A 20,571-nucleotide genomic window follows, 5' to 3' on the forward strand; every position below is an offset into this window, starting at 1 on the left:
GCATTCACATTCGGGATGGGGGACGGTCGTTACGCATGGCCAGGGAATTCCAACGCGGTCACAAGGCCAAGATCAGTGATCTCACGCCGGGGACGGATCTGTACGTAGGTGTGCAGATCGCCGGTCCTGGACTGACCTTCGACATCAGCTGCTTCGGCCTCGATGCCCATGAGCAGCTCTCCGACGACCGGTATTTCATCTTCTTCAACCAGCCGAAATCGCCCGAGGAGTCCATTCAGCTCCTCGGTGCCCAGTCCGGTGACACCGAGTCGTTCCGCGTCACTCTGGACCGCATTCCGGCGAACATCCACAAGCTGTCGTTCACTGCGACCGTCGACGGCGCGGGACAGATGTCGCAGATCGGTCCGGGGTACATCCGGATCGTCGCGGGTGGCGAGGAAGTCGTCAGGTACGCCTTCACCGGCGCCGAGTTCACCACCGAGCGCGCGGTGATGCTGGGCGACTTCTACCTGAAGGACGTCTGGCGGTTTGCCGCTGTCGGACAGGGCTTCGACGGCGGCCTCGACGCGCTGCTGAAGAACTTCGGCGGCGAGGTCGCCGAGGAGGCGCCCGCCGCACAGCAGCCGCAGGCGGCTGCCCCTTCGTTCGCCCCGCCCGCGCAGGCCCCGGCGCCCGCTCCGTCCTTCGGTGTCCCGGCCGCCCCCCAGACCCCTCAAGTCCCGCAGCCGGCCCCGTCCTTCGGCGCCCCGGCCGCGCAGGCCCCCACCCCGCAGCAGCAGATGCATGCCGCGCCGACGATAGCGGCGCCGATGGCACCGCAGGGCGGTACCGTCCCGCCGCCCGCGCCCGCCCCCGCTCCCTACGGTCAGCCGGGACAGCCGCCCCAGCAGCCCCAGTTCGGGCAGTTCCCCGGCCAGGCCATGCCGGCCGCCCCCTACGGGCAGCAGGCCCCGGCACCGTACGGTCAGCAGGCTCCGGCGCCGTACGGTCAGCAGCCCCCCGGAATGCAGCCGGGCATGCCGCAGGGTGTGCCGCAGGCCGGTGCCGGTCTGCAGGCCGCGCTCCAGCCGTACAAGGAGACAGCCACCGGCCAGCGTTGGACCCCGCAGAACCAGCAGCTCATGCGGGTGGACCTCACGATGGGCGGTACACCGGTGCTCGCCCGTCAGGGCTCCATGGTGATGTATCAGGGGAAGGTCGACTTCAGCTACAAGGGTGCCGGATTCGCAGGCCGCATGGTCGGGAATGCGACCGGCCAGGAAATGCAGCTGATGCGCTGTACCGGTCGAGGCCAGGTCTTCCTCGCCGAAGACGGCGCCCATCTGCACTCCATCGAGCTCCAGGGCGACGGCATCTGCGTCTCCGCGGAGAGCGTCCTCGCCTTCGACGAGTCGCTGCAGTACGAGGTCCGCAGGATCGAGGGTCACGGCATCCCCGGCGGCGCCCTGTTCACCATGCAGTTCCAGGGCAGCGGCACGATCGTCGTCAAGACCCACGGCGTCCCCGTCGTCCTGCCGGTCACGCCGACCACATTCGCCGACTGCAACGCCGTCGTGGCGTGGTCGTCCGCGTCCCAGGTGATCATCTCCAGCCAGGTCCGGCTGCGCCGCAACGCATACCCGGGGCACAGCGGAGAGACCGTGAACCTCCAGTTCCGGGGAGCCCCCGGCAACTTCATCGTCGTCCAGCCCTACGAGGTCTGAGGGAGCCCGTCATGAACCAGCAACTCGCGGGCTTCGCCCCGACCCCCGTCACGGCCCGTATGGAGAACCACGGCCATACGATGCTCAAGGTCGCCATGGCCACGGGCCAGGACCTCTACGCACGTACCGGCTCGATGGTGTCCTACGAGGGCTTCATCCAGTACGAGCCCAACCCGCCGGCCGTCCGGCAGATCGCCTCCCAGTGGATCACCGGCGAGGGCGCACCCCTGATGAAGTGCTCCGGTGACGGGCTGCTCTACCTCGCCGACTACGGCGCCGATGTGGTCGTCATCAATCTCAACAACGACTCCCTCTCGGTCAACGGCACCAACGTCCTGGCCTTCGACGGCCACCTCACCTGGGGCGTGGAGCGGGTCAAGGGGCTCGCGAAGTTCGCCGGCCAGGGCCTGTGGAACGTCTGCATCGCCGGCACCGGCTGGGTCGCGATCACCTCGCGCGGCACGCCGATCGTCGTCGACTGCGGACGCGGCGAGGACGAGACCTATGTCGACCCCGACGCCCTTGTGGCGTGGTCCCCGAACCTCAAGGTGAAGGGCAAGCGCAGCTTCAAGGCCTCCTCGCTGATCGGGCGGGGAAGCGGCGAGGCGTTCCAGATGGCGTTCTCCGGCCAGGGCATCGTCGTCGTCCAGCCGAGCGAGGACAGTACGGACCGCCTGCGGGTCCGGAACTGAGGGGGAGCGAGAACACACCATGCAAAGTCCGCTTTTCAACTACACGGAACAGCAGTCCCAGGACCGGTACACCCTGCAGAACCCGCAGCTCCTGCGGGTCTCGCTGACCGGCCACGACGACGTCCTCGCCCGCAAGGGCGCCATGGTCGCGTACCAGGGGCTGATGGAGTTCGACGGCGAGTACCAGTCGCACGGGCAGCGCCGCGCCCGCGCGAACACCGGTGAGGGCCTCGACCTCATGCGCTGTTCGGGCCAGGGCACCGTCTACCTCGCCAACCTCGCGCAGTACGTCCATGTCGTGGACGTCGACCACGACGGCATGACGGTGGACAGCGCCTATGTGCTGGCGCTGGACTCGTCGTTGCACACCGAGGTCATCGCCGTGGACAGCCAGTACGGCATCTCGGGCACGGGCAAGTACCAGCTCAACATCTCCGGCACCGGCAAGGTCGCCCTGATGACGTCCGGCCAGCCACTGATGATGCAGGTCACGCCGGACAAGTACGTCAACGTCGACGCCGACGCGATCGTCGCCTGGTCCAGCTCGCTGCGCGTGCAGATGCAGGCACAGACGCACTCCTCGGGCGTCTGGCGCCGGCGCGGCAACACCGGCGAGGGCTGGGAGCTCAGCTTCCTCGGACAGGGCTTCGCCCTGGTCCAGCCGAGCGAGGTGCTGCCCCCGCAGAGCGCCCAGATCGGCCAGGGGCTGCGCGCGCAGTACGGCATGGGCCAGCAGGGAGCGCACGGCCAGAACCAGAACAACGCCTGGAACTGAACCGCGGCGAACGGACACGGGCAAGGGGCGGCCTCGTGGGAGGACGCCCCTTACCCGTCGATGTGCCGGTGCCGAGGGCCGTCGGTACGGCTACCGGCCGCCTTCCAGTGCCGCGCGCGTACGTGCCACCAGCTGCACGACCGAGGTGTCGGCCACCTCGGCCACCTCGTCGTATGCGAACCAGCGCAGATCCAGCGACTCGTCGCTGATCTCTTCCGTCGCGCCCGACGGCGCCAGCGCCGCGTACTGCACATCCAGATGCCAGTGGCAGGGCGCCGGGATCGCATGCCGGTCCAGCACCACAGGGCCGCCCGCCAGCAGCGTCAGACCGCTGATGCCGGACTCCTCGGTGGCCTCACGCAGCGCAGCAGCCGCCAGCGTGGCGTCCTCGGGCTCGCAGTGGCCGCCCATCTGCAGCCACATCTGCAGCTTTCGGTGCAGTGTCAGCAGCACCCGTCCGCGCTCCGGATCGACGACCAGCGCGCTGGCCGTCAGATGCCCGGCCCCGCACGCCTTCCACATGCCGTCCGGATGCTGTGCCAGATGGTCCAGATAGGTCTGCCGCAGCTGCTCCTGGTCAGCGTCGGCCCGGTCCTCGTATCTCTTCAGTACGAGGACGGCGTCGTCGTACAGGCTCATTGGTCGGTGTCGTCCTTGCCGTCGCCGTCGCCGGTGGCGCCGGTTTCCTCGCCCTTGTCGTCCGCGGGCTTCCGGGGACCCTTCGCGGCCTCACCGAGCATCTTGTCCAGCTCGGAGAAGTCCAGCTGCTCGTGGTGCACGAACCCGTCCGGGTCGTCCAGGTCATGCGCGGTCGGCAGCATGTCCGGGTGCTCCCAGAGCGCGTCGCGCCCGTCGAGACCGCGTGCGTCCGTGAGCGACGCCCAGAGCCGCGAGGCGTCCCGCAGTCGCCGCGGCCGCAACTGCAGCCCGATCAGCGTGGCGAACGTCTGTTCGGCCGGGCCGCCGGAGGCACGGCGCCTGCGCATCGTCTCGCGCAGTGCGTCCGCCGAGGTCAGCCGGGACTTCGCGGCCTCGTGGACCACCGCGTCCACCCAGCCCTCGACCAGCGCGAGCGCCGTCTCCAGCCGGGCCAGCGCCGCCTTCTGCTCCGGCGTGTCCTCCGGCTGGAACATGCCCTGCTGAAGGGCGTCCTGCAGCTGCTCGGGCTGCGACGGGTCGAACTGGCCGACCACGTCCTCCAGCTTGCTGGTGTCGACCTTGATGCCGCGCGCGTACCCCTCGACAGCGCCGAACAGGTGCGAGCGCAGCCACGGCACATGGGCGAAGAGCCGCTGATGGGCAGCCTCGCGCAGGGCGAGATAGAGCCGCACCTCGTCCTGCGGCACGCTCAGGTCCTTGCCGAACATCTCGACGTTCAACGGAAGGAGCGCGGCCTTGCCCGCCGGGCCGAGCGGCAGCCCGATATCGGTCGAACCGACCACCTCGCCCGCCAGCACACCCACGGCCTGCCCGATCTGCTGACCGAACATCGCACCGCCCATCGACCTCATCATGCCGATGAGCGGGCCGGCCATGGCCTGCATCTCCTCGGGCAGCACATCGCCCATGGCCATGCCGACACGCTCCGCCACCGGGTCGACCAGCTTCTGCCAGGCGGGAAGGGACGCCTCGACCCACTCCGCACGGCTCCAGGCCACGGTCGAGACCGCACCGGACGGCAGCGACGTCACGCCGTCCAGCCAGTGGTCCGCCAGGCGCAGCGCCTCGTCGACCGCCGACCGCTCGGACGGGCCGACGCTCGCGTCCTTCGTGCCGTCCGGCGTGCCCTGCGCAACCGTCTGGCGGGCGATCTGCTTGGCCATGTCCCAGTTCACGGGACCGCCCTCGTAGCTCAGCATCTGCCCGAGCTGCTGGAAGGCGGCTCCCAGGTCGTTGGGGTTCATCGTGCCGAACATCGCCGCGAACGGGTTGTCCCCGCCCGCGCCCGGCCCGAAGCCGAACGGGTTCGCCGGCCCGCCCGAACCCTGCCCACCTCCGGTGGGGTCCTTCTTCTTGCCCTCGTCGCCGTTCTCCGGCTCCTCCGGCGGAAGGCCGAATCCGAATGGGGTGTCACTCACGGGTTTCCTCGGCTCGTAGGGCCGCCGGCTCGAACCGACGGCGACTGCCCGACATCACCATCCAGCGTAGACACCATGTCCGCTCAGGGCCTCAGTGCTCCGCCGGGTCCCGGCCTGCGGCAGGATGGACGCCACCTGGTACGTACGCGTCATTCGGGTACGTACTGAAGACAACCGCTGGAGACGCCCGGTGAGTTCCCCAGATCCTCAGGTTCGCGCAGCGCGAAACCTGGCCGACCCTTCGCCCGAGAGCACGCCCTCGAAAAGCCGCTCCAAGAGCCGCGGCCCCGTCGTCGCGGTCACCGGAGCCGCGACCGGCGTCGGTGAGCTGCTCACCGCGCGCCTCGCGGCATCCGAGGAGATCAAGCAGGTCATCGCCATCGACGAGCGCCGAGGCGAGGTCTCCGATGTGACCTGGCACATTCTCGACGTGCGCGACCCCGCCATCGCCGAGAAACTGCGCGGCGCAGACGTCGTCGTCCATCTGGCACTCGATCTCGACCTGGAGACCGACCCCGCCGCCCGTACCGCGTACAACGTCCGCGGCACCCAGACCGTGCTGACGGCCGCCGCGGCCGCCGGGGTCCACCGGGCCGTGCTCTGCACCTCGGCGATGGTCTACGGGGCGCTGCCCGACAACGACATCCCGCTCGCCGAGGACGCAGAGCTGCGTGCCACGGCCGAGGCCACCGGTGTCGGTGACCTCCTGGAGATCGAACGGCTCGGCCGCCGCGCACCTCGTGCCCACCCCGGGCTCAACGTCACCGTGGTCCGCCCCACCGTTCTGGTCGGCGGTACGGACACCGCGCTGACCCGCTACTTCGAGTCACCGCGCCTCCTCGTCGTCGCCGGATCGCGCCCCACCTGGCAGTTCTGCCACGTCGACGACCTGGTCACGGCCCTCGAGTACGCCGCGCTGGAGAAGATCGACGGAGAGTTCGCGGTCGGCTGCGACGGCTGGCTGGAGCAGGAGGAGGTCGAGGAGCTCAGTGGTGTACGCCGGATGGAGCTGCCCTCCGCCGTCGCCCTCGGCGCCGCAGCCCGCCTGCACCGGATCGGTCTCACCCCGTCCCCCGCGGGCGATCTCGCGTACACGATGCACCCCTGGGTGGTCAGCGTGAGCCGACTGCACGACGCCGGCTGGCGTCCCCGGTGGACCAACGAGGAGGTGCTCGCCGCGCTCCTCGAAGAGGTCGAGGGCCGGCACACCGTCGCCGGACGCCGGCTCGGCCGCAAGGACGCCACCGCTGCCGGTGCCGCCGGTGCGACCGTCGCGCTGCTCGGCACCGCCGCCCTGGTCCGTCGCGCCCGCAAGGCGCGCCGTCGTATCTAGTGCCCCTCCCGGCATGAGGCCCCGTCGTCGAACCGCCGTCTGCCGGGCGGGTCTGTAGAAGGCTCCAAGGCTGCCGACGGTCCGCCGGTGGAAAGGGCTATTCCGTGATGTCAGTGCGGTACGGCACCATGGGCGGCATGGCACCCACCCACGACCACCCCGGTGAGCAGGCGGCACAGGACCCGATCCGGCTGCTGGAGATCCGCGAGACACCGCTGTCGGTCGACGAGATCTTCCGCGCCGTCGGAGACGACGCCGCGGGCGGCACCGCGCTCTTCGTCGGCACGGTGCGTAATCACGACGGCGGACAGGACGTCGGCGCGCTCGGCTATTCCTGCCATCCGTCGGCGCAGGACGAGATGCGCCGGGTGGCCGAGAAGGTCGTGGCCGAGTTCCCGGTCCGGGCGCTGGCCGCAATACACCGTGTGGGTGAACTGGAGGTGGGAGATCTGGCCGTCGTCGTCGCCGTCTCCTGCCCGCACCGCGCGGAGGCGTTCGCGGCGTGCCGCAAGCTCATCGACGACCTCAAGCACGAGGTTCCGATCTGGAAACACCAGCGGTTTTCCGACGGTACGGAGGAGTGGGTCGGCGCCTGCTGAGCTCAAACCCAACCAGCGGTCATCCGCCCCGATTTGCGTAACCGCACCCCTGCCATGAGCGTTGATTCTGCAGATGGCTAATCTGATCGGCAGTTGCGGTCGCTCATGGGGTAGGGAGGTCGTCATGGCAGCACTTGCCTGGTTGCTGATTCCGTTTTTCGCTGCTTTCGGCGCTGCGATATGGGGGAGCTGGGCCGCCAGAAATCGCACGACCGGCGATGTCACCGAACTCGCCGGGTTTGCCCGGTTCCGTGAGGCGATGGAGAAATCTCACTCCGGTTCCGACGCTGCCTGAGGCAGCACCGTATGTACGCAGTCGCCAATCCGCATCGCGGCGCCGGCTGCCCCGCCGATCGGCGACAGCACCGCACCCGACCCTCCGCCCCTGACGGACCGGCCCCGGCGGTGCACTGACAGACCCTTCCCGTACTGTCGTTCCATGCCACGCCGCACCGCGACGATGCTCGCCTCCACACTGATCCTCATCGCGCTGCTCTGCGCAGGTGTGCTGATGAAGGTGCCGTACTCGGAGATGTCTCCCGGCCCGACGGTGAACACGCTCGGCAAGGTCGGCGGAGAACCGGTCCTGCAGATCTCCGGGCGCAAGACGTACAAGACATCCGGCAACCTCAATATGACGACGGTGCGGGTCACGGGCGCCGACTACAACATGAACCTCGTCGAGGCCGTATACGGCTGGCTCGCCCACGACAGCGTCGTCGTCCCGCACGACACGCTGTATCCGAACGGCAAGACCGAGCAGCAGTCGACGCAGGAGAACGCCGAGGAGTTCAGCCAGTCCCAGGAGAGCGCCAAGGTCGCCGCCCTGACCGAGCTGGGCATCCCGGTGACCTCGCGTGTCGTGGTCTCCACGGTGATCAAGGACAGCCCCGCGCAGGGCAAGCTGCACGCGGGCGATGTGATCAAGGCGGTCGACGGTACGGCGGTCAAACAGCCCGAGGACGTCGCAAAGCTCGTCACCAAGCACAAGCCCGGCGAGAATGTCACGTTCACGGTGATCCCGGCCAAGACGGCGGCCGCCGCCGAGAAGGCCGGTAAGGAGCCACAGGGTTCCGAGAAGATCACCATCACGACGGCGAAGGCGGCCAAGGAGAACCGGGCGATCGTCGGTATCCAGGCCGGGACGGACCACACGTTCCCGTTCCGGATCGACATCAAGCTCGCCGATGTGGGCGGCCCGAGCGCCGGCCTGATGTTCTCCCTGGGCATCATCGACAAGCTGACGCCCGGCCAGCTGACCGGCGGCAAGTTCATCGCGGGCACCGGCACCATCGACGACCGGGGCAAGGTCGGCCCGATCGGCGGCATCAACATGAAGCTGGTCGGCGCGCGCAACGCGGGCGCCAGGTACTTCCTGACGCCGGACGACAACTGCAAGGCCGCCGCGTCCGACACTCCCCGCGGGCTCACGCTCGTGAAGGTCAAGACGATCGACGACGCGAAGAAGTCGCTGGAGAAGATCCGCACGGGGGACACGGCCGCTCTGCCGAGCTGCTCGGCAGGCTGACCGCGCCCCCACGACCACGGCAGGCGCGATGCCGCCCGCCGTGGTCGGGCTCTCAGGACTCGAACGTGGCGGCCAGCGCCTCGGCCAGCCCCGGTACCAGACCCGCGCCGGTCAGTACCTCACTCGAGGAGTCCTTCTCCCGGAGCCGTACGGCGGACTCCCGCGCACCGTCGCGCAGGACGGCCACGGTCATCCGCACCTCCTGCCGGTCGGGGTGCCGGGCGACCCACTTCGTCAGCTGGGCGTCACTGAGCCCGTCCGGTACGGAGGCCTCGGCGGACGGCGGCAGCATCAGGCGCTCCACCGTCATCGCGCATCCGGCCACCGCGTCGGGCCAGGCAATGGTGGCGAGGAACTCGTCCAGCGCCTTTCCGCGGGGGATCTCCTCCTGCTCGATCGGGGTGAGTGCGGCGGTCGTCGACTCCGGGCTGTCGAGACCGAGCTGGGCGGCGAGCCCCGGCTCCTGGGCGCGCAGCTTGGCGGTGTCGACGAGAGCGAAGAGCCGGGCGGGCTGGTCCCAGCCGAGGCCGGCGGCGTACTCGTCGATTTCGAGCACGGCGACGGTGAGGGGGCTTGCGGCCATCGGGGGGCCTGAGGGGGAAACGTTGGGCATGCTCAACATCCTGCCTCCTTCCGCCCCGGGAACGGGAACTAGGTAAAGCTTCAGTAAGTTGCATAGGTGGGCTCTACGATCGCTGGGCCCGTTTCACACGACCGCGAACTTCGAGGTGCGCACGTTGGCTTTCCAGATGCCGGACCGCGGCGGAGGCCCGACCGGGCCACGGATCAGAGTCGGCCGCCCGTCCCGGCGCGCCCGTACCCTGCTCATGACACTCGGCGTCCTGGCGATTCTCGCCATGGCGTTCGTCATGTTCGCCGGGTTCTGGACGGACTGGCTCTGGTACAGGTCGGTCGCCTATTCATCCGTCTTCACCACCACCCTGTGGACCAAGATCGGACTGTTCCTCGTCTTCGGACTGCTGATGGCGATCGCTGTCGGCCTGAACATCTGGCTCGCGCACCGGCTCCGGCCGCCGCTGAGCGCGATGTCGCTGGAGCAGCAGAGCCTGGACCGCTACCGGATGAGCGTCGCCCCGTTCAAGAAGTGGGTACTGCTCGCGGTCACCGCGCTCGTCGGGCTGATCGCCGGAGCGTCCGCATCGGGCCAGTGGCGCACGTGGCTGATGTACGTGAACGGCGTGGCGTTCGGGCAGAAGGACCCCCAGTTCCATCTGGACGTCTCCTTCTACGCCTTCGACCTTCCGTGGTACCGATTCCTGCTGGGCTTCGGCTTCGCGGCCACGGTGCTCTCGCTGATCGCCGCCGCGCTCACCCACTACCTGTACGGCGGGCTCCGCATCACCAGCCCCGGCGCGCGGGCGACCGGTGCGGCCACCGGCCACCTGTCGGTGCTGCTCGGCGTCTTCGTCTCGCTGAAGGCCGTGGCGTACTGGCTCGACCGGTACGGGCTGGCGGTGAAGTCCAGCGACTTCAAGGCGACGGACAACTGGACCGGCCTGCGGTACGTCGACGCCAATGCCTATCTGCCGGCGAAGACGATCCTGTTCTGCATCGCCGCGATCTGTGCCGTGCTGTTCTTCGCGACGCTGTGGCGCCGTACCTGGCAGCTCCCGATGATCGGCTTCGGTCTGATGGTGCTCTCCGCGATCCTGATCGGCGGTCTGTACCCGGCGATCGTGCAGAAGTTCCAGGTCCAGCCGAACGAGCAGGCCAAGGAAGCCCCGTTCATCCGGAAGAACATCCAGGCGACGCGTGACGCGTACGACATCGACGACGCCCAGGTGAACGACTACTCGGGCAAGAGCACCACGACGGACGACGCGAAGCTGCGCGCGAGCGCGGACGACGCGGCGAGCTACCGGGTGATGGACCCCAACGTCGTCTCCCCGGCCTTCCAGCAGCTCCAGCAGAAGCGCAACTACTACCAGTTCCCCAAGACCCTGGACGTCGACCGCTACAAGGACGCCGCCGGCAAGGACCAGGACACGGTCATCGGTCTGCGCGAGCTCAACCTGGACGGTATCCCCAAGCGCAACTGGATCAACGACCACTTCACGTACACCCACGGTTACGGCGCCATCGCCGCGCGGGGCACCACGACGGGCAAGAACCCGAAGGGTTCCCCGGACTTCACCGAGTCGGGTCTGCCGACCACCGGCGAGCTCGGCACGTACGAGCAGCAGATCTACTACGGCGAGAAGACCGAGCAGTACTCCATCGTCGGCGGGCCCCAGAAGGAGCTCGACTACGAGGAGGACGGCGAGAAGACCACCAGCTACAAGGGCAACAGCGGGGTCAGCCTCTCCAACGCGTTCAACCGCGCCGCGTACGCGGTCTCGTTCAGCGAGCCGCAGATCCTCTACTCGGGGGCCATCGGCGAGGGTTCGCGGATCCTGTACAACCGCACGCCCAAGGAGCGCGTCGAGGCGGTCGCCCCGTGGCTGACCATCGACGGCGACGCGTATCCGGCCGTGGTGAACGGCCGCATCCAGTGGGTCGTCGACGCGTACACCACCACCAACGGTTACCCGTACGCCTCGCGTACGACGCTCGGTGACACCACGGCCGACTCGCTGACCACCAACCAGCGCGCGGTCGTTGCCCAGCAGAACCAGGTCAACTACATCCGCAACTCGGTGAAGGCCACCGTCGACGCGTACGACGGCAAGGTCAAGCTGTACGAGTGGGACACCAAGGACCCGGTCCTCAAGACCTGGCGCAAGGCGTTCCCGGGGACGGTGGAGCCGCGGGCCGACATTCCGCAGGACCTGATGGCCCACCTGCGGTACCCGCAGGACCTGTTCAAGGTGCAGCGCGAGCTGCTCACCCGCTACCACGTCACCAACCCCGCACAGTTCTACAGCGGCAGTGACGCGTGGCAGGTCCCGGACGACCCGACCAACAAGGAGTCCGGCGCCGTCCCGCCGTACTACCTGAGCATAAAAATGCCCGACCAGTCGGCTCAGAAGTTCTCACTGACCACGACGTTCACCCCGAAGGGGCGGCCCGACCTCGGGGCGTTCATGGCGGTGGACGCCGATGCGGCCAGCAAGGACTACGGCACCATAAGGCTGCTCAGAGTCACCACGACGGTGAAGGGCCCCGGGCAGGTGCAGAGCGAGCTCAATGGCAACGACGATGTCGCCGAGTTCGTGAGAAACCTCAAGGGAACCGACTCCGACATCGAGTACGGCAACCTGCTGACGGTGCCGCTCGACGGGGGCTTCCTCTACATCGAGCCGGTCTACACGCGCGGTGGCACGCAGAACTATCCGCTGCTGCGCAAGGTGGCTGCCTCGTACGGCTCGAAGACCGTCTTCGAGAACAGCCTCGGGGAGGCGCTCAACGCGGTCTTCGGGGTGGACGGCACCGAAACCACGCAACCGCCGAGCGAGACCACGAAGCCACCTGCGGCCACCGGCGACGCCGCGCTCAAGCAGGCGATCGCGGATGCGCAGAAGGCCTATGCGGACGGTGAGGCAGCCCTGAAGAAGCAGGACTGGACCGCCTACGGCAAGGCCCAGGCCGATCTGCAGGATGCGCTGAAGCGTGCGGCGGAGGCCGCGCCCAAGGCGGACAAGGGCAGCTGAGCAGCTGCCGGTAAAGCCCCACCCCCGCGTCGTGGTACGGTTTGAACACAACGACGCGGGGTGGAGCAGCTCGGTAGCTCGCTGGGCTCATAACCCAGAGGTCGCAGGTTCAAATCCTGTCCCCGCTACTGAAAGACGAAGGCCCGGATCCTTTCGAGGATCCGGGCCTTCGTCGTGCCGTGAAACCTTCCCAACTGGTGGGCGTGAAGTGCGGTTCGCGGGGCACGAGTTGGGCCCGGACGTGTTTGACTTATCTCTCTGTGGGCATGTCGACAAAACGCTGAAGTGACCTCACTGGCCGCGGTATACCGGGTGTACGCGGGTTGCAGGTGGTGGGACGATGGTATTTATGGGGGACAGGGCAACTCTGTTGGAGACAGGGCGGTTTGTGCAGCGGCACGTCCATTGGGTGGAAAACGTGACGGGCGCGGCTTTTGTCGCTGATGCTGCGGGCAGCGCCGTGACCGTTGAGAACGCCGAGACCGTGGAAGGCGTCGAGGTCGCGGGGGCGGCCGGGATCACGGGAGTCACCGGGACCGCGGCGGCTTCCGGCGACGCCGAGAGCACGGAGAGCGCCGAGACCGAAGCGCGGCACCGCCGCGCCGCCGACGCCGGGGACACCGCGTCCATGAGCGTCCTCGGCGCACTGCTGCTGCGCCGTGGTGATCTGAACGGCGCCGAACCCTATCTGCGGGGAGCCACGGCCGACGGCGACCGGGCCGCCGCCAACAACTTGGGTGTTCTCCTTCATCAGCGCGGCTATGCCGACGAGGCGGCCGGCTGGTGGCGCATCGCCGCCGTCGCCGGTTCCGCCGCCGCCGCGCACGCCCTGGGCCGCCACTACCGCGAGCGCGGCGACGAGCCCGGCGCCGAGTACTGGCTGCGCCAGTCCGCCGAGCAGGGCCATGCGCTGGGCGCATACGCCCTTGCTGACCTGCTGGAACACCGCAGCGACGTCGGCGCCGAGCGTTGGTTGCGCGCCGCCGCAGAGCAGGGTCACCGGGAGGCCGCTTACCGCCTGGCGCGCGCCCTGGAGCGCAGGGTTGCCGACGACCCGCACGACGCCTTCGGCCGTCCCGGAGCGGGCGCGGGGCTCGGGATGGGCATGGGGCCCGGTCCGGGCGCGGCCGGTGGTCCCGTGACCGGTACACGTAACCCGGGTGGGGCTGCCGCGGGCAAGGACGGCGGACCGGTAGCCGGTTCCGCCGCGGGGCGGGCCGGTGAGGCCGAGCAGTGGTACCGGCAGGCCGCCGCGCGCGGACACCGTCGCGCCGCCCTGCATCTCGGCGCCATCCTCGAACGGCGCGGCGAGCTGAAGGAGGCCGGCCGCTGGTACCTCACCTCCGCCAAGGACGGCGAGGCACGGGCCGCCTGCGCGCTCGGTTTCCTGCTGCGCGATGCGGGCGACGACGAGAGCGCCGCCGTGTGGTGGCTGCGCGCCGCCCAGGACGGTGACGGCAACGCTGCCAACGCCCTGGGCGCCCTGCACGCCGCCTGCGGCGAGCAGCAGACCGCCGAGCGCTGGTACCGCGCCGCCATGGACGCGGGTGACGTCAACGGCGCGTACAACCTCGGACTGCTCTGCGCCGCCCAGGACCGTACGCCGCAGGCCGAGCAGTGGTACCGCCGTGCCGCATACGCCGGTCATCGCGAGGCCGCCAACGCACTGGCCGTGCTCCTGCTCCAGGCGGGGGACGCGGCCGGTGCGGAGCCCTGGTTCTCCAAGGCCGCCGAGGCGGGCAGCGTCGACGCCGCCTTCAACCTCGGCATCCTGCACGCAGGGCGCGACGAGGACCGGGCAGCGCTGAGCTGGTACGAGCGGGCCGCCGCCGCCGGGCACACCGAGGCGGCGCTCCAGGTCGGCATGGCGCTGCTGCACCACGGCGATGAGCAGGAGGCCGAGCGTCATCTTCGCTGCGCCGCGGGCGGCGGCAGCGCCGAGGCCGCCTTCCGGCTGGCCGGGGTGCTGGACTCGCGGCAGCCGCCGCCGGGGCCGCCCGCGCTCGGCGAGCCGATGCCGGAGAAGACCGAGTGCGAGGAGTGGTACGAGCGGGCCGCCGAGCAGGGGCACCGCCGCGCCCAGGTGCGCGTCGGCATGCTCGCCGCCGCTCGCGGCGATGTGGACAGCGCCGCCCGCTGGTACCGCGAGGCGGCCGAGGCGGGCAGCCGCAACGGAGCCTTCAACCTCGGGCTGCTCCTCGCCCGCGAGGGCAGCGAGCGCGAGGCCGCATTGTGGTGGAGCCGTGCCGCGAACGACGGGCACGGGCGGGCCGCGCTGCGCCTCGCCCTGCTCGCCGCCCGCCGCGGCGAGCTCACCGAGGGGCAGCGCTGGTGCGCCCGGGCGGTCGAGCTGGGCCCGGCGGAGGTCGCCGAGCGGGCGGCACGGCTGCGCGAGGCACTGCACCAGGAGCTGACAGCGTAGGGAGCCCCAGGGGTGCGGTACGGGGCGCTGCGCCGGCCGTAGCGCCCCACGTCAGAGCCGGTGCAGGGCCGTCGGGCGTGCCGCATGCCACGGGATGTGCCGGCCGGTCCGGAGCCGTACCACGCGGTCAGCCCCGTCACCCGCGATCCTTCCTGAGCCCCGGCCCGTTGTGCGGGCGGGCATGCCGAGTCGTCCGCAGGGCCGCACCCCTCCACGGCAACGGATTTGCGCTGGTCGGGGGCGTCACGTAATGTTGTGTTTACCGACGCGGGGTGGAGCAGCTCGGTAGCTCGCTGGGCTCATAACCCAGAGGTCGCAGGTTCAAATCCTGTCCCCGCTACTGAAGGCAGAGGGCCGGATCCTTTACAGGGATCCGGCCCTCTGTTCATGTCCGGGGCCTTCGCCTCAGAGCGTGTGGCCCACCGCCTCCCCGTACATCGCCCGGTCGACGGCCTTCTCCTCCGGCACCGGCTTGCCGACCGAGACGCCCGCGTCGCGGTACGCCTGCTGCAGGCGGTCCGTCGTGCCTTTCCGGATCTCCCAGTCCATTCGCATCGACGGAGTCGACCGCAGCGTTGCCTCGTCGATCTTCATCAGCTTCGCCAGTTCCGCGACGAAGGCGGGATCGGACTTGTAGTCCCCGGAGAAGTAGGTGTTCACCGTGCGGATGTAGGCGCGGAGGAAGGCGACGCCCGCGTCCGGGTCCTTGGTCAGCAGCGTCGGTCCGAAGAGCAGGCCGCCGAGCGGTTCGCCGACCGGCTGGCCGCCGAGGAATGCGTACTTCTTGTCGCCGTCGACCTTCCGCCAGACCGGGTCGAGCAGCCAGGCGGAGTCCACGCCCCCGTTCTGCAGAGCGGTCAGCACATCCGCCGAGCCGAGCTGCTGGAAGCTGATCTTGTCGAGCCCGCCGCCGTGCTTCTTCAGCGATGTGTCCATCGGGTACGCGATGACCGACCCCTTGCCGATCATGGTGCCCATCTTCCGGCCCGCCATGTCGACGTGACCGGCGCTCTCGCCCTCCTTGAGGCGGACCCACAGTCCGCTCTTCGAGGTGGGGTCGGGGGAGAAGTTCCCCGCCACCCACTTGATGTCGAAGCCGCCGTTGATGCCGTTCATCACGGCTGCCTCGGGGGCCGCCCACTGGGCGTCCACATCGCCCTTGGCAAGCAGCGGCAGGGCGTCCGGAGTGGGGAGCACCCTCAGTTCGACAGTCAGGCCTTCCTTCGCGAACTCGCCCTTCGCGACGGCGACCTGGAGCGGAGCAACGTACTCCGCGCTGAGGGTGCCGGTCGCGACGGTGATCTTCCGCTTCTTCGTCAGCGGCTGCGCGGCGGGCGCGCCCTTGTCGCAGCGGGCAGGTTTCCGGTCCCGTGCCAGATCGGCCGGGTCGGTCCAGCTGCCCGTACCGCAGCCCGTGACGGGCTTCACGGTGCGTGGCGCGGCAGCGGCGCCGGTGCTGTCGCCGGAGTCCTTCCCGGCGCAGCCCGCCGTGGCGAGCAGTGCTGTCGCGGCGAGCGCGACGGTGCGGGTGAGAGGGGTACGTGTACGCACAGTGCCTCCGTACGGGGAACTCGATGGAGCAGGGTCGGTGCCGTTCACGACTGGCCGCGGCCGCGGTCGCGCGGCGCCCACGGCGTGAGCAACCGTCCGGCGATCCGCACCACTTCGGAGAAGACGACGCCGAGTACCGCCACACAGACGATGCCGACGAACATCACGTCGTTCTGGAACAGCGCCCGGGAGTCGAAGATCAGATGCCCGAGCCCGTCCGCCGCGGCGATCTGCTCGGACGCCACGATCACCAGGACCGCCACCCCCGCCGCGATCCGTGCGCCGACCAGCACCGCGGGCAGCGAGGCGGGCAGTAGCACATGCCGGAACATCTGCCAGGGCGAGGCGCCGAAGACCTGGCCGGCGTCGCGGTGACCCGCCGGGACGGCGAGGACGGCAGCCATGGTGGAGATCCAGACGAAGAAGAAGACCGTGGCGGCGACCAGCGCGAGCTGCGGCCCCTCGCCGAGGCCGAACATATTGAGGAAGACCGGCAGCAGAGCCAGCTTCGGCACGACGTACAGGGCATCGAGCAACGGTTCCAGCGCGGCTCGTACGAGGGAGAGCGCCCCCATCAGCAGGCCGAGTGCATATCCGGTGACGGTGCCGATCGCGTAGCCGCCGAGGACCCTTTTGAGCGTGGCCCACACATCGGGCCACAGCTCGCCCTCGGCCGCGCGGTCCCAGCCGTCCGCGAGGATGGTGGACGGGGCCGGATAGACCCGGTCGTCGATCCAGGACTGCGCGGCGGCCAGCTGCCAGAGCAGGACGAGGAGCAGGGGTACGGCGACGGCGAGCGCCAGCTCCAGGGCGCGGCGCCTGCGATGGGTGCGTACGGGATGCAGCTCCTGCGGGCCCGGCCTGCGCACCAGGACGGCCCCACCGTCTTCCTGACGTGCGCGTTTCACGGCTGTGCTCATGCCGGGGCCACCTCTCTGCGGACCTCGCCGCGCAGCAGCTCCCACAACTCGCTCTTCAGTGCGGTGAATTCGGGCGCCGAACGGACGTCGCCGGTGCGCGGCCGGGCGAACGGCGGTCGGCGCTCGGCGATGATCCGGCCCGGCCTGGCGGACATCACCAGCACCCGGTCGCCGAGCACGATCGCCTCCTCCAGGCTGTGGGTGATGAAGAGCGTGGTGGTACGGGTGGTCTGGGTGAGGTCCAGCAGTTCGTCCTGCAGGATCGTCCGCAGCTGGGCATCGAGCGCCGCGAACGGCTCGTCCATCAGCAGGAGTTCGGGTTCGACCGCGAGGGCGCGGGCGATGGCGACGCGCTGCCGCATTCCGCCGGAGAGCGCAGCGGGGTAGGCGCCGGCGAACTCCGCGAGCCCCATTCGGGCGAGCCAGTCGCGCGCCCTGGCGTCGCCCTCCTTGCGCGGCACGCGCTGGATGTCGAGGCCGAACCGGACGTTCGCGAGGACGGTCTTCCAATCGTGGATCCCGTAGTCCTGGAAGATCATCGCGGCCGGGCGGGGTGATGCCGTACGGATGGACAGTTCGCCCGCGCTGGGGCGGAGCAGTCCGGCGGCGATCCTCAGCAGCGTGGACTTCCCGCAGCCGGACGGGCCGACGATGCAGGTGAACTCACCCGGCGCGATGTCAAGATCGACCGGGCCGAGAGCGGTGAGGGTCTTGGCGCCGCGCCCGAACGAACGGGTGAGCGCCTGTGCCCGGAGCTTGGGGGCGGCGGGTGTGGGTGTGGGTGGGGATGTGCTCGGGTGCGGATCTCCCACGGGTCTCTCCTCGTGCGGTCGAGGTGTGGATCCGCCGCGGGGCGGACGCGATCGCCGCCGACGATATGACGACCCATCAGATTCGGGAAGAGGGTACGCGCGGGATGGGTGTGCCACACACCTGCTTCCCTGGGGGCGCACCTGCGGCAGCTTGTCCGACGGTTCGGCCGACCGCCGCCGCTGGACGCGCCCGGCGGCGGCTCGTTCGCGCAGGACCGGGCCGTCCCCCATCGGGGAGTCGGCGACCTTGATCATGACGCTGCGGTCGATGCGCGGCTCCTGGCCGGCCATCTGCCGGGCGCGGGGGCCGGGCGTCGTCGGCACCCAGGTGCGGTTCGGTGTTCAGCCCCTGGGGTGTCGGCATGCGAAAGGCCCGGCGCGAGTGTCGCTCGCGCCGGGCCTTTCGCGGTGTCTCAGGCCGTTGTCGCGCAGTTCGGGCAGATGCCGCGGTACGTCACCTCGACATCGGAGACCGTGAAGCCGAAGCGCTCGTCGGCTGGCAGGTCCGCCAGCGGATCGCCCGCCGGATGCACGTCACGGATGGCGCCGCACCGGGCGCAGACCAGGTGGTGGTGAGGGCGGTGCGCGTTCGGGTCGTACCGCTTCGCGCGGCGATCCGTGGAGACCTCGATGACCTCACCGAGGGTCACCATCTCGCCGAGCGTGTTGTAGACGGTGGCGCGGGAGATTTCCGGCAGCTTGGCGACGGCCCGGGCGTGGACCTCGTCGGCCGTCAGGTGTACATGGTCCCCGTCGAGGACTTCGGCCACGACACGCCGCTGCGCAGTCATGCGCCAGCCGCGTCCGCGGAGCCGTTCCAACAGGTCACTCATGGAAGCAAGCCTAACAGTGAGGGGACCCTGGTCCCGAATGGGTGTGACTTTAGATGTTCACTTGACTTGGACTAAGTCCATTGTAGGATCGAGATCGGCATAGGCCAAGGGACAGGCTGTGCGGACATCAGGACATGACGGATGTGCAGGAATGACGCAGGAGGCGCACGTGACGCAGGGACCGCTCACCACGGAGGCCGGCGCGCCGGTGGCCGACAACCAGAACAGCCAGACCGCGGGCGTCGGCGGTCCGGTCCTGGTGCAGGACCAGTCGCTCCTGGAGAAGCTCGCGCACTTCAACCGTGAGCGCATTCCGGAGCGCGTCGTGCACGCCCGCGGCGCCGGTGCGTACGGCACGTTCACGCTGACCCGCGACGTCTCGCAGTGGACGCGGGCGAAGTTCCTCTCCGAGGTCGGCAAGCAGACCGAGACGTTCCTGCGCTTCTCCACCGTCGCGGGCAACCTCGGCTCCGCGGACGCGGTGCGTGACCCCCGCGGCTTCGCGCTGAAGTTCTACACCGAAGAGGGCAACTACGACCTCGTCGGCAACAACACCCCGGTGTTCTTCATCAAGGACGCCATCAAGTTCCCGGACTTCATCCACACCCAGAAGCGCGACCCGTACACCGGCTCGCAGGAGGCGGACAACGTCTGGGACTTCTGGGGTCTGTCGCCCGAGTCCACCCACCAGGTGACGTGGCTCTTCGGTGACCGCGGCATCCCGGCCACGCTGCGTCACATGAACGGGTACGGCTCGCACACCTATCAGTGGAACAACGAGGCCGGCGAGGTCTTCTGGGTCAAGTACCACTTCAAGACCGACCAGGGCATCAAGAACCTCACCCAGGCCGAGGCGAACAAGCTCGCCGGCGAGGACCCGGACAGCCACCAGCGCGATCTCCGCGAGGCGATCGAGCGTGGCGACTTCCCGTCCTGGACCGTGCAGGTCCAGATCATGCCCGCGTCCGAGGCGGCCACCTACCGCTTCAACCCGTTCGACCTCACCAAGGTGTGGCCGCACGCGGACTACCCGCCGATCGAGATCGGGAAGCTGGAGCTCAACCGCAACCCGGAGAACATCTTCGCGGAGACCGAGCAGTCGATCTTCAGCCCCGCACACTTCGTGCCGGGCATCGGCCCGTCCCCGGACAAGATGCTCCAGGGCCGCCTCTTCGCGTACGGCGACGCCCACCGGTACCGCGTCGGCATCAACGCCGACCACCTGCCGGTGAACCGTCCGCACGCCACCGAGGCGCGGACGAACAGCCGCGACGGCTACCTGTACGACGGCCGCCACAAGGGTGCGAAGAACTACGAGCCCAACAGCTTCGGCGGTCCGGTCCAGACGGATCGTCCGCTGTGGGAACCCACCACGGTCACCGGTGAGATCGGTACGCACGAGGCCCCGAGCCACGCCGAGGACAACGACTTCGTGCAGGCCGGAAACCTCTACCGGCTCTACTCCGAGGACGAGAAGGCGCGCCTGATCGACAACCTCGCCGGATTCATCGCGAAGGTCTCGCGCGACGACATCGCCGAGCGCGCGATCAACAACTTCCGTCAGGCCGACGGAGACTTCGGCAAGCGACTGGAAGCGGCGGTCCAGGCCCTGCGCGCCTAGTGCCCCTCCCGGCAAGCTTTGCCTCGTCGCACCGCCCGGCACGCGCTCCCCCAAGGCCTTAAGGGCCAGGGGGGACCCCCTTCCGCGTTGGCCAAAAGCCCTGGTAGTTCCTTCCCCAAGCTCTCAACTCCG

Annotated in this window: 17 protein-coding genes and 2 tRNA genes; 12 read left to right on the forward strand and 7 right to left on the reverse strand. The window is 69.4% G+C overall.

From position 1 onward, the window contains the following. Window positions 1-35 precede the first annotated feature (35 nt). The 3 genes from ACFU8W_RS16350 to ACFU8W_RS16360 are packed head-to-tail and all read left to right on the forward strand — an operon-like array spanning window position 36 to window position 3,131. On the forward strand, window positions 36-1,664 hold the full coding sequence (locus tag ACFU8W_RS16350; RefSeq protein ID WP_345510476.1) for a TerD family protein: 1,629 nt from the start codon (window positions 36-38) through the stop codon (window positions 1,662-1,664). An 11-nt stretch (window positions 1,665-1,675) separates the two neighbouring features. Next, window positions 1,676-2,356, forward strand: coding sequence for an AIM24 family protein (locus ACFU8W_RS16355; RefSeq protein WP_266981740.1), 681 nt, complete (start codon window positions 1,676-1,678; stop codon window positions 2,354-2,356). Between the two features lie 19 nt (window positions 2,357-2,375). Next, complete coding sequence (locus tag ACFU8W_RS16360) at window positions 2,376-3,131, forward strand: AIM24 family protein (RefSeq protein WP_266981738.1); 756 nt, start codon at window positions 2,376-2,378, stop codon at window positions 3,129-3,131. 90 nt (window positions 3,132-3,221) lie between these two features. Here the strand turns inward: ACFU8W_RS16360 and ACFU8W_RS16365 are convergent, their stop codons facing one another. Further along, a complete protein-coding gene (locus ACFU8W_RS16365; protein WP_345510472.1) occupies window positions 3,222-3,770 on the reverse strand; it encodes an NUDIX hydrolase in 549 nt (182 codons plus the stop codon). Continuing rightward, complete coding sequence (locus ACFU8W_RS16370) at window positions 3,767-5,209, reverse strand: zinc-dependent metalloprotease (RefSeq protein ID WP_345510471.1); 1,443 nt, start codon at window positions 5,207-5,209, stop codon at window positions 3,767-3,769. Before ACFU8W_RS16370 ends, ACFU8W_RS16365 begins: the two co-directional genes overlap by 4 nt. Before the next feature lie 190 nt (window positions 5,210-5,399). Here ACFU8W_RS16370 and ACFU8W_RS16375 point away from each other — a divergent pair, with 190 nt between their 5' ends. The 4 genes from ACFU8W_RS16375 (at window position 5,400) to ACFU8W_RS16390 (ending at window position 8,669) form a co-directional block, all read left to right on the forward strand. Next, on the forward strand, window positions 5,400-6,542 hold the full coding sequence (locus tag ACFU8W_RS16375) for an SDR family oxidoreductase (RefSeq protein ID WP_384037005.1): 1,143 nt from the start codon (window positions 5,400-5,402) through the stop codon (window positions 6,540-6,542). Window positions 6,543-6,679: 137 nt separating this feature from the next. Further along, entirely contained in the window at window positions 6,680-7,141 is a 462-nt protein-coding gene (locus ACFU8W_RS16380) for a molybdenum cofactor biosynthesis protein MoaE (protein ID WP_384037008.1), read from the forward strand. A 124-nt stretch (window positions 7,142-7,265) separates the two neighbouring features. Next, window positions 7,266-7,436 (forward strand): hypothetical protein, encoded by a 171-nt coding sequence (locus ACFU8W_RS16385; RefSeq protein ID WP_384037010.1) that lies wholly within the window; start codon window positions 7,266-7,268, stop codon window positions 7,434-7,436. 144 nt (window positions 7,437-7,580) lie between these two features. Next, a complete protein-coding gene (locus ACFU8W_RS16390; protein WP_384037013.1) occupies window positions 7,581-8,669 on the forward strand; it encodes a PDZ domain-containing protein in 1,089 nt (362 codons plus the stop codon). Between the two features lie 52 nt (window positions 8,670-8,721). Here the strand turns inward: ACFU8W_RS16390 and ACFU8W_RS16395 are convergent, their stop codons facing one another. Beyond that, window positions 8,722-9,291 (reverse strand): PPA1309 family protein, encoded by a 570-nt coding sequence (locus tag ACFU8W_RS16395; RefSeq protein WP_345510465.1) that lies wholly within the window; start codon window positions 9,289-9,291, stop codon window positions 8,722-8,724. Window positions 9,292-9,418: 127 nt separating this feature from the next. Here ACFU8W_RS16395 and ACFU8W_RS16400 point away from each other — a divergent pair, with 127 nt between their 5' ends. From ACFU8W_RS16400 to ACFU8W_RS16415, 4 genes are all read left to right on the forward strand, one after another. After that, window positions 9,419-12,280, forward strand: coding sequence for a UPF0182 family protein (locus ACFU8W_RS16400; protein WP_384037151.1), 2,862 nt, complete (start codon window positions 9,419-9,421; stop codon window positions 12,278-12,280). Between the two features lie 54 nt (window positions 12,281-12,334). Then, window positions 12,335-12,408, forward strand: a tRNA-Met gene (locus tag ACFU8W_RS16405). Window positions 12,409-12,620: 212 nt separating this feature from the next. After that, on the forward strand, window positions 12,621-14,702 hold the full coding sequence (locus tag ACFU8W_RS16410; protein ID WP_384037018.1) for a tetratricopeptide repeat protein: 2,082 nt from the start codon (window positions 12,621-12,623) through the stop codon (window positions 14,700-14,702). A gap of 266 nt (window positions 14,703-14,968) precedes the next feature. Beyond that, window positions 14,969-15,042, forward strand: a tRNA-Met gene (locus tag ACFU8W_RS16415). A 65-nt stretch (window positions 15,043-15,107) separates the two neighbouring features. On the opposite strand, the gene ACFU8W_RS16420 is transcribed toward ACFU8W_RS16415, so the two are convergent. From ACFU8W_RS16420 to ACFU8W_RS16435, 4 genes are all read right to left on the reverse strand, one after another. Continuing rightward, the gene (locus ACFU8W_RS16420; RefSeq protein WP_384037022.1) at window positions 15,108-16,253 is read right to left on the reverse strand and encodes an ABC transporter substrate-binding protein; all 1,146 of its coding nucleotides are present in this window, start codon (window positions 16,251-16,253) and stop codon (window positions 15,108-15,110) included. Between the two features lie 44 nt (window positions 16,254-16,297). Next, window positions 16,298-17,173, reverse strand: a complete 876-nt coding sequence (locus ACFU8W_RS16425; RefSeq protein ID WP_384037025.1) for an ABC transporter permease — start codon at window positions 17,171-17,173, stop codon at window positions 16,298-16,300. Next, the gene (locus ACFU8W_RS16430; RefSeq protein WP_384037028.1) at window positions 17,170-17,985 is read right to left on the reverse strand and encodes an ABC transporter ATP-binding protein; all 816 of its coding nucleotides are present in this window, start codon (window positions 17,983-17,985) and stop codon (window positions 17,170-17,172) included. Before ACFU8W_RS16430 ends, ACFU8W_RS16425 begins: the two co-directional genes overlap by 4 nt. 413 nt (window positions 17,986-18,398) lie before the next feature. Next, complete coding sequence (locus tag ACFU8W_RS16435) at window positions 18,399-18,818, reverse strand: Fur family transcriptional regulator (RefSeq protein ID WP_384037031.1); 420 nt, start codon at window positions 18,816-18,818, stop codon at window positions 18,399-18,401. Window positions 18,819-18,969: 151 nt separating this feature from the next. On the opposite strand from ACFU8W_RS16435, the gene ACFU8W_RS16440 reads away from it, so the two are divergent. After that, window positions 18,970-20,439, forward strand: a complete 1,470-nt coding sequence (locus ACFU8W_RS16440; RefSeq protein ID WP_345510458.1) for a catalase — start codon at window positions 18,970-18,972, stop codon at window positions 20,437-20,439. Window positions 20,440-20,571: the final 132 nt, after the last annotated feature.

Origin of the sequence: Streptomyces sp. NPDC057565, from assembly GCF_042801455.1 — a bacterium.
Taxonomy (GTDB): Bacteria; Actinomycetota; Actinomycetes; order Streptomycetales; family Streptomycetaceae; genus Streptomyces; species Streptomyces yanii.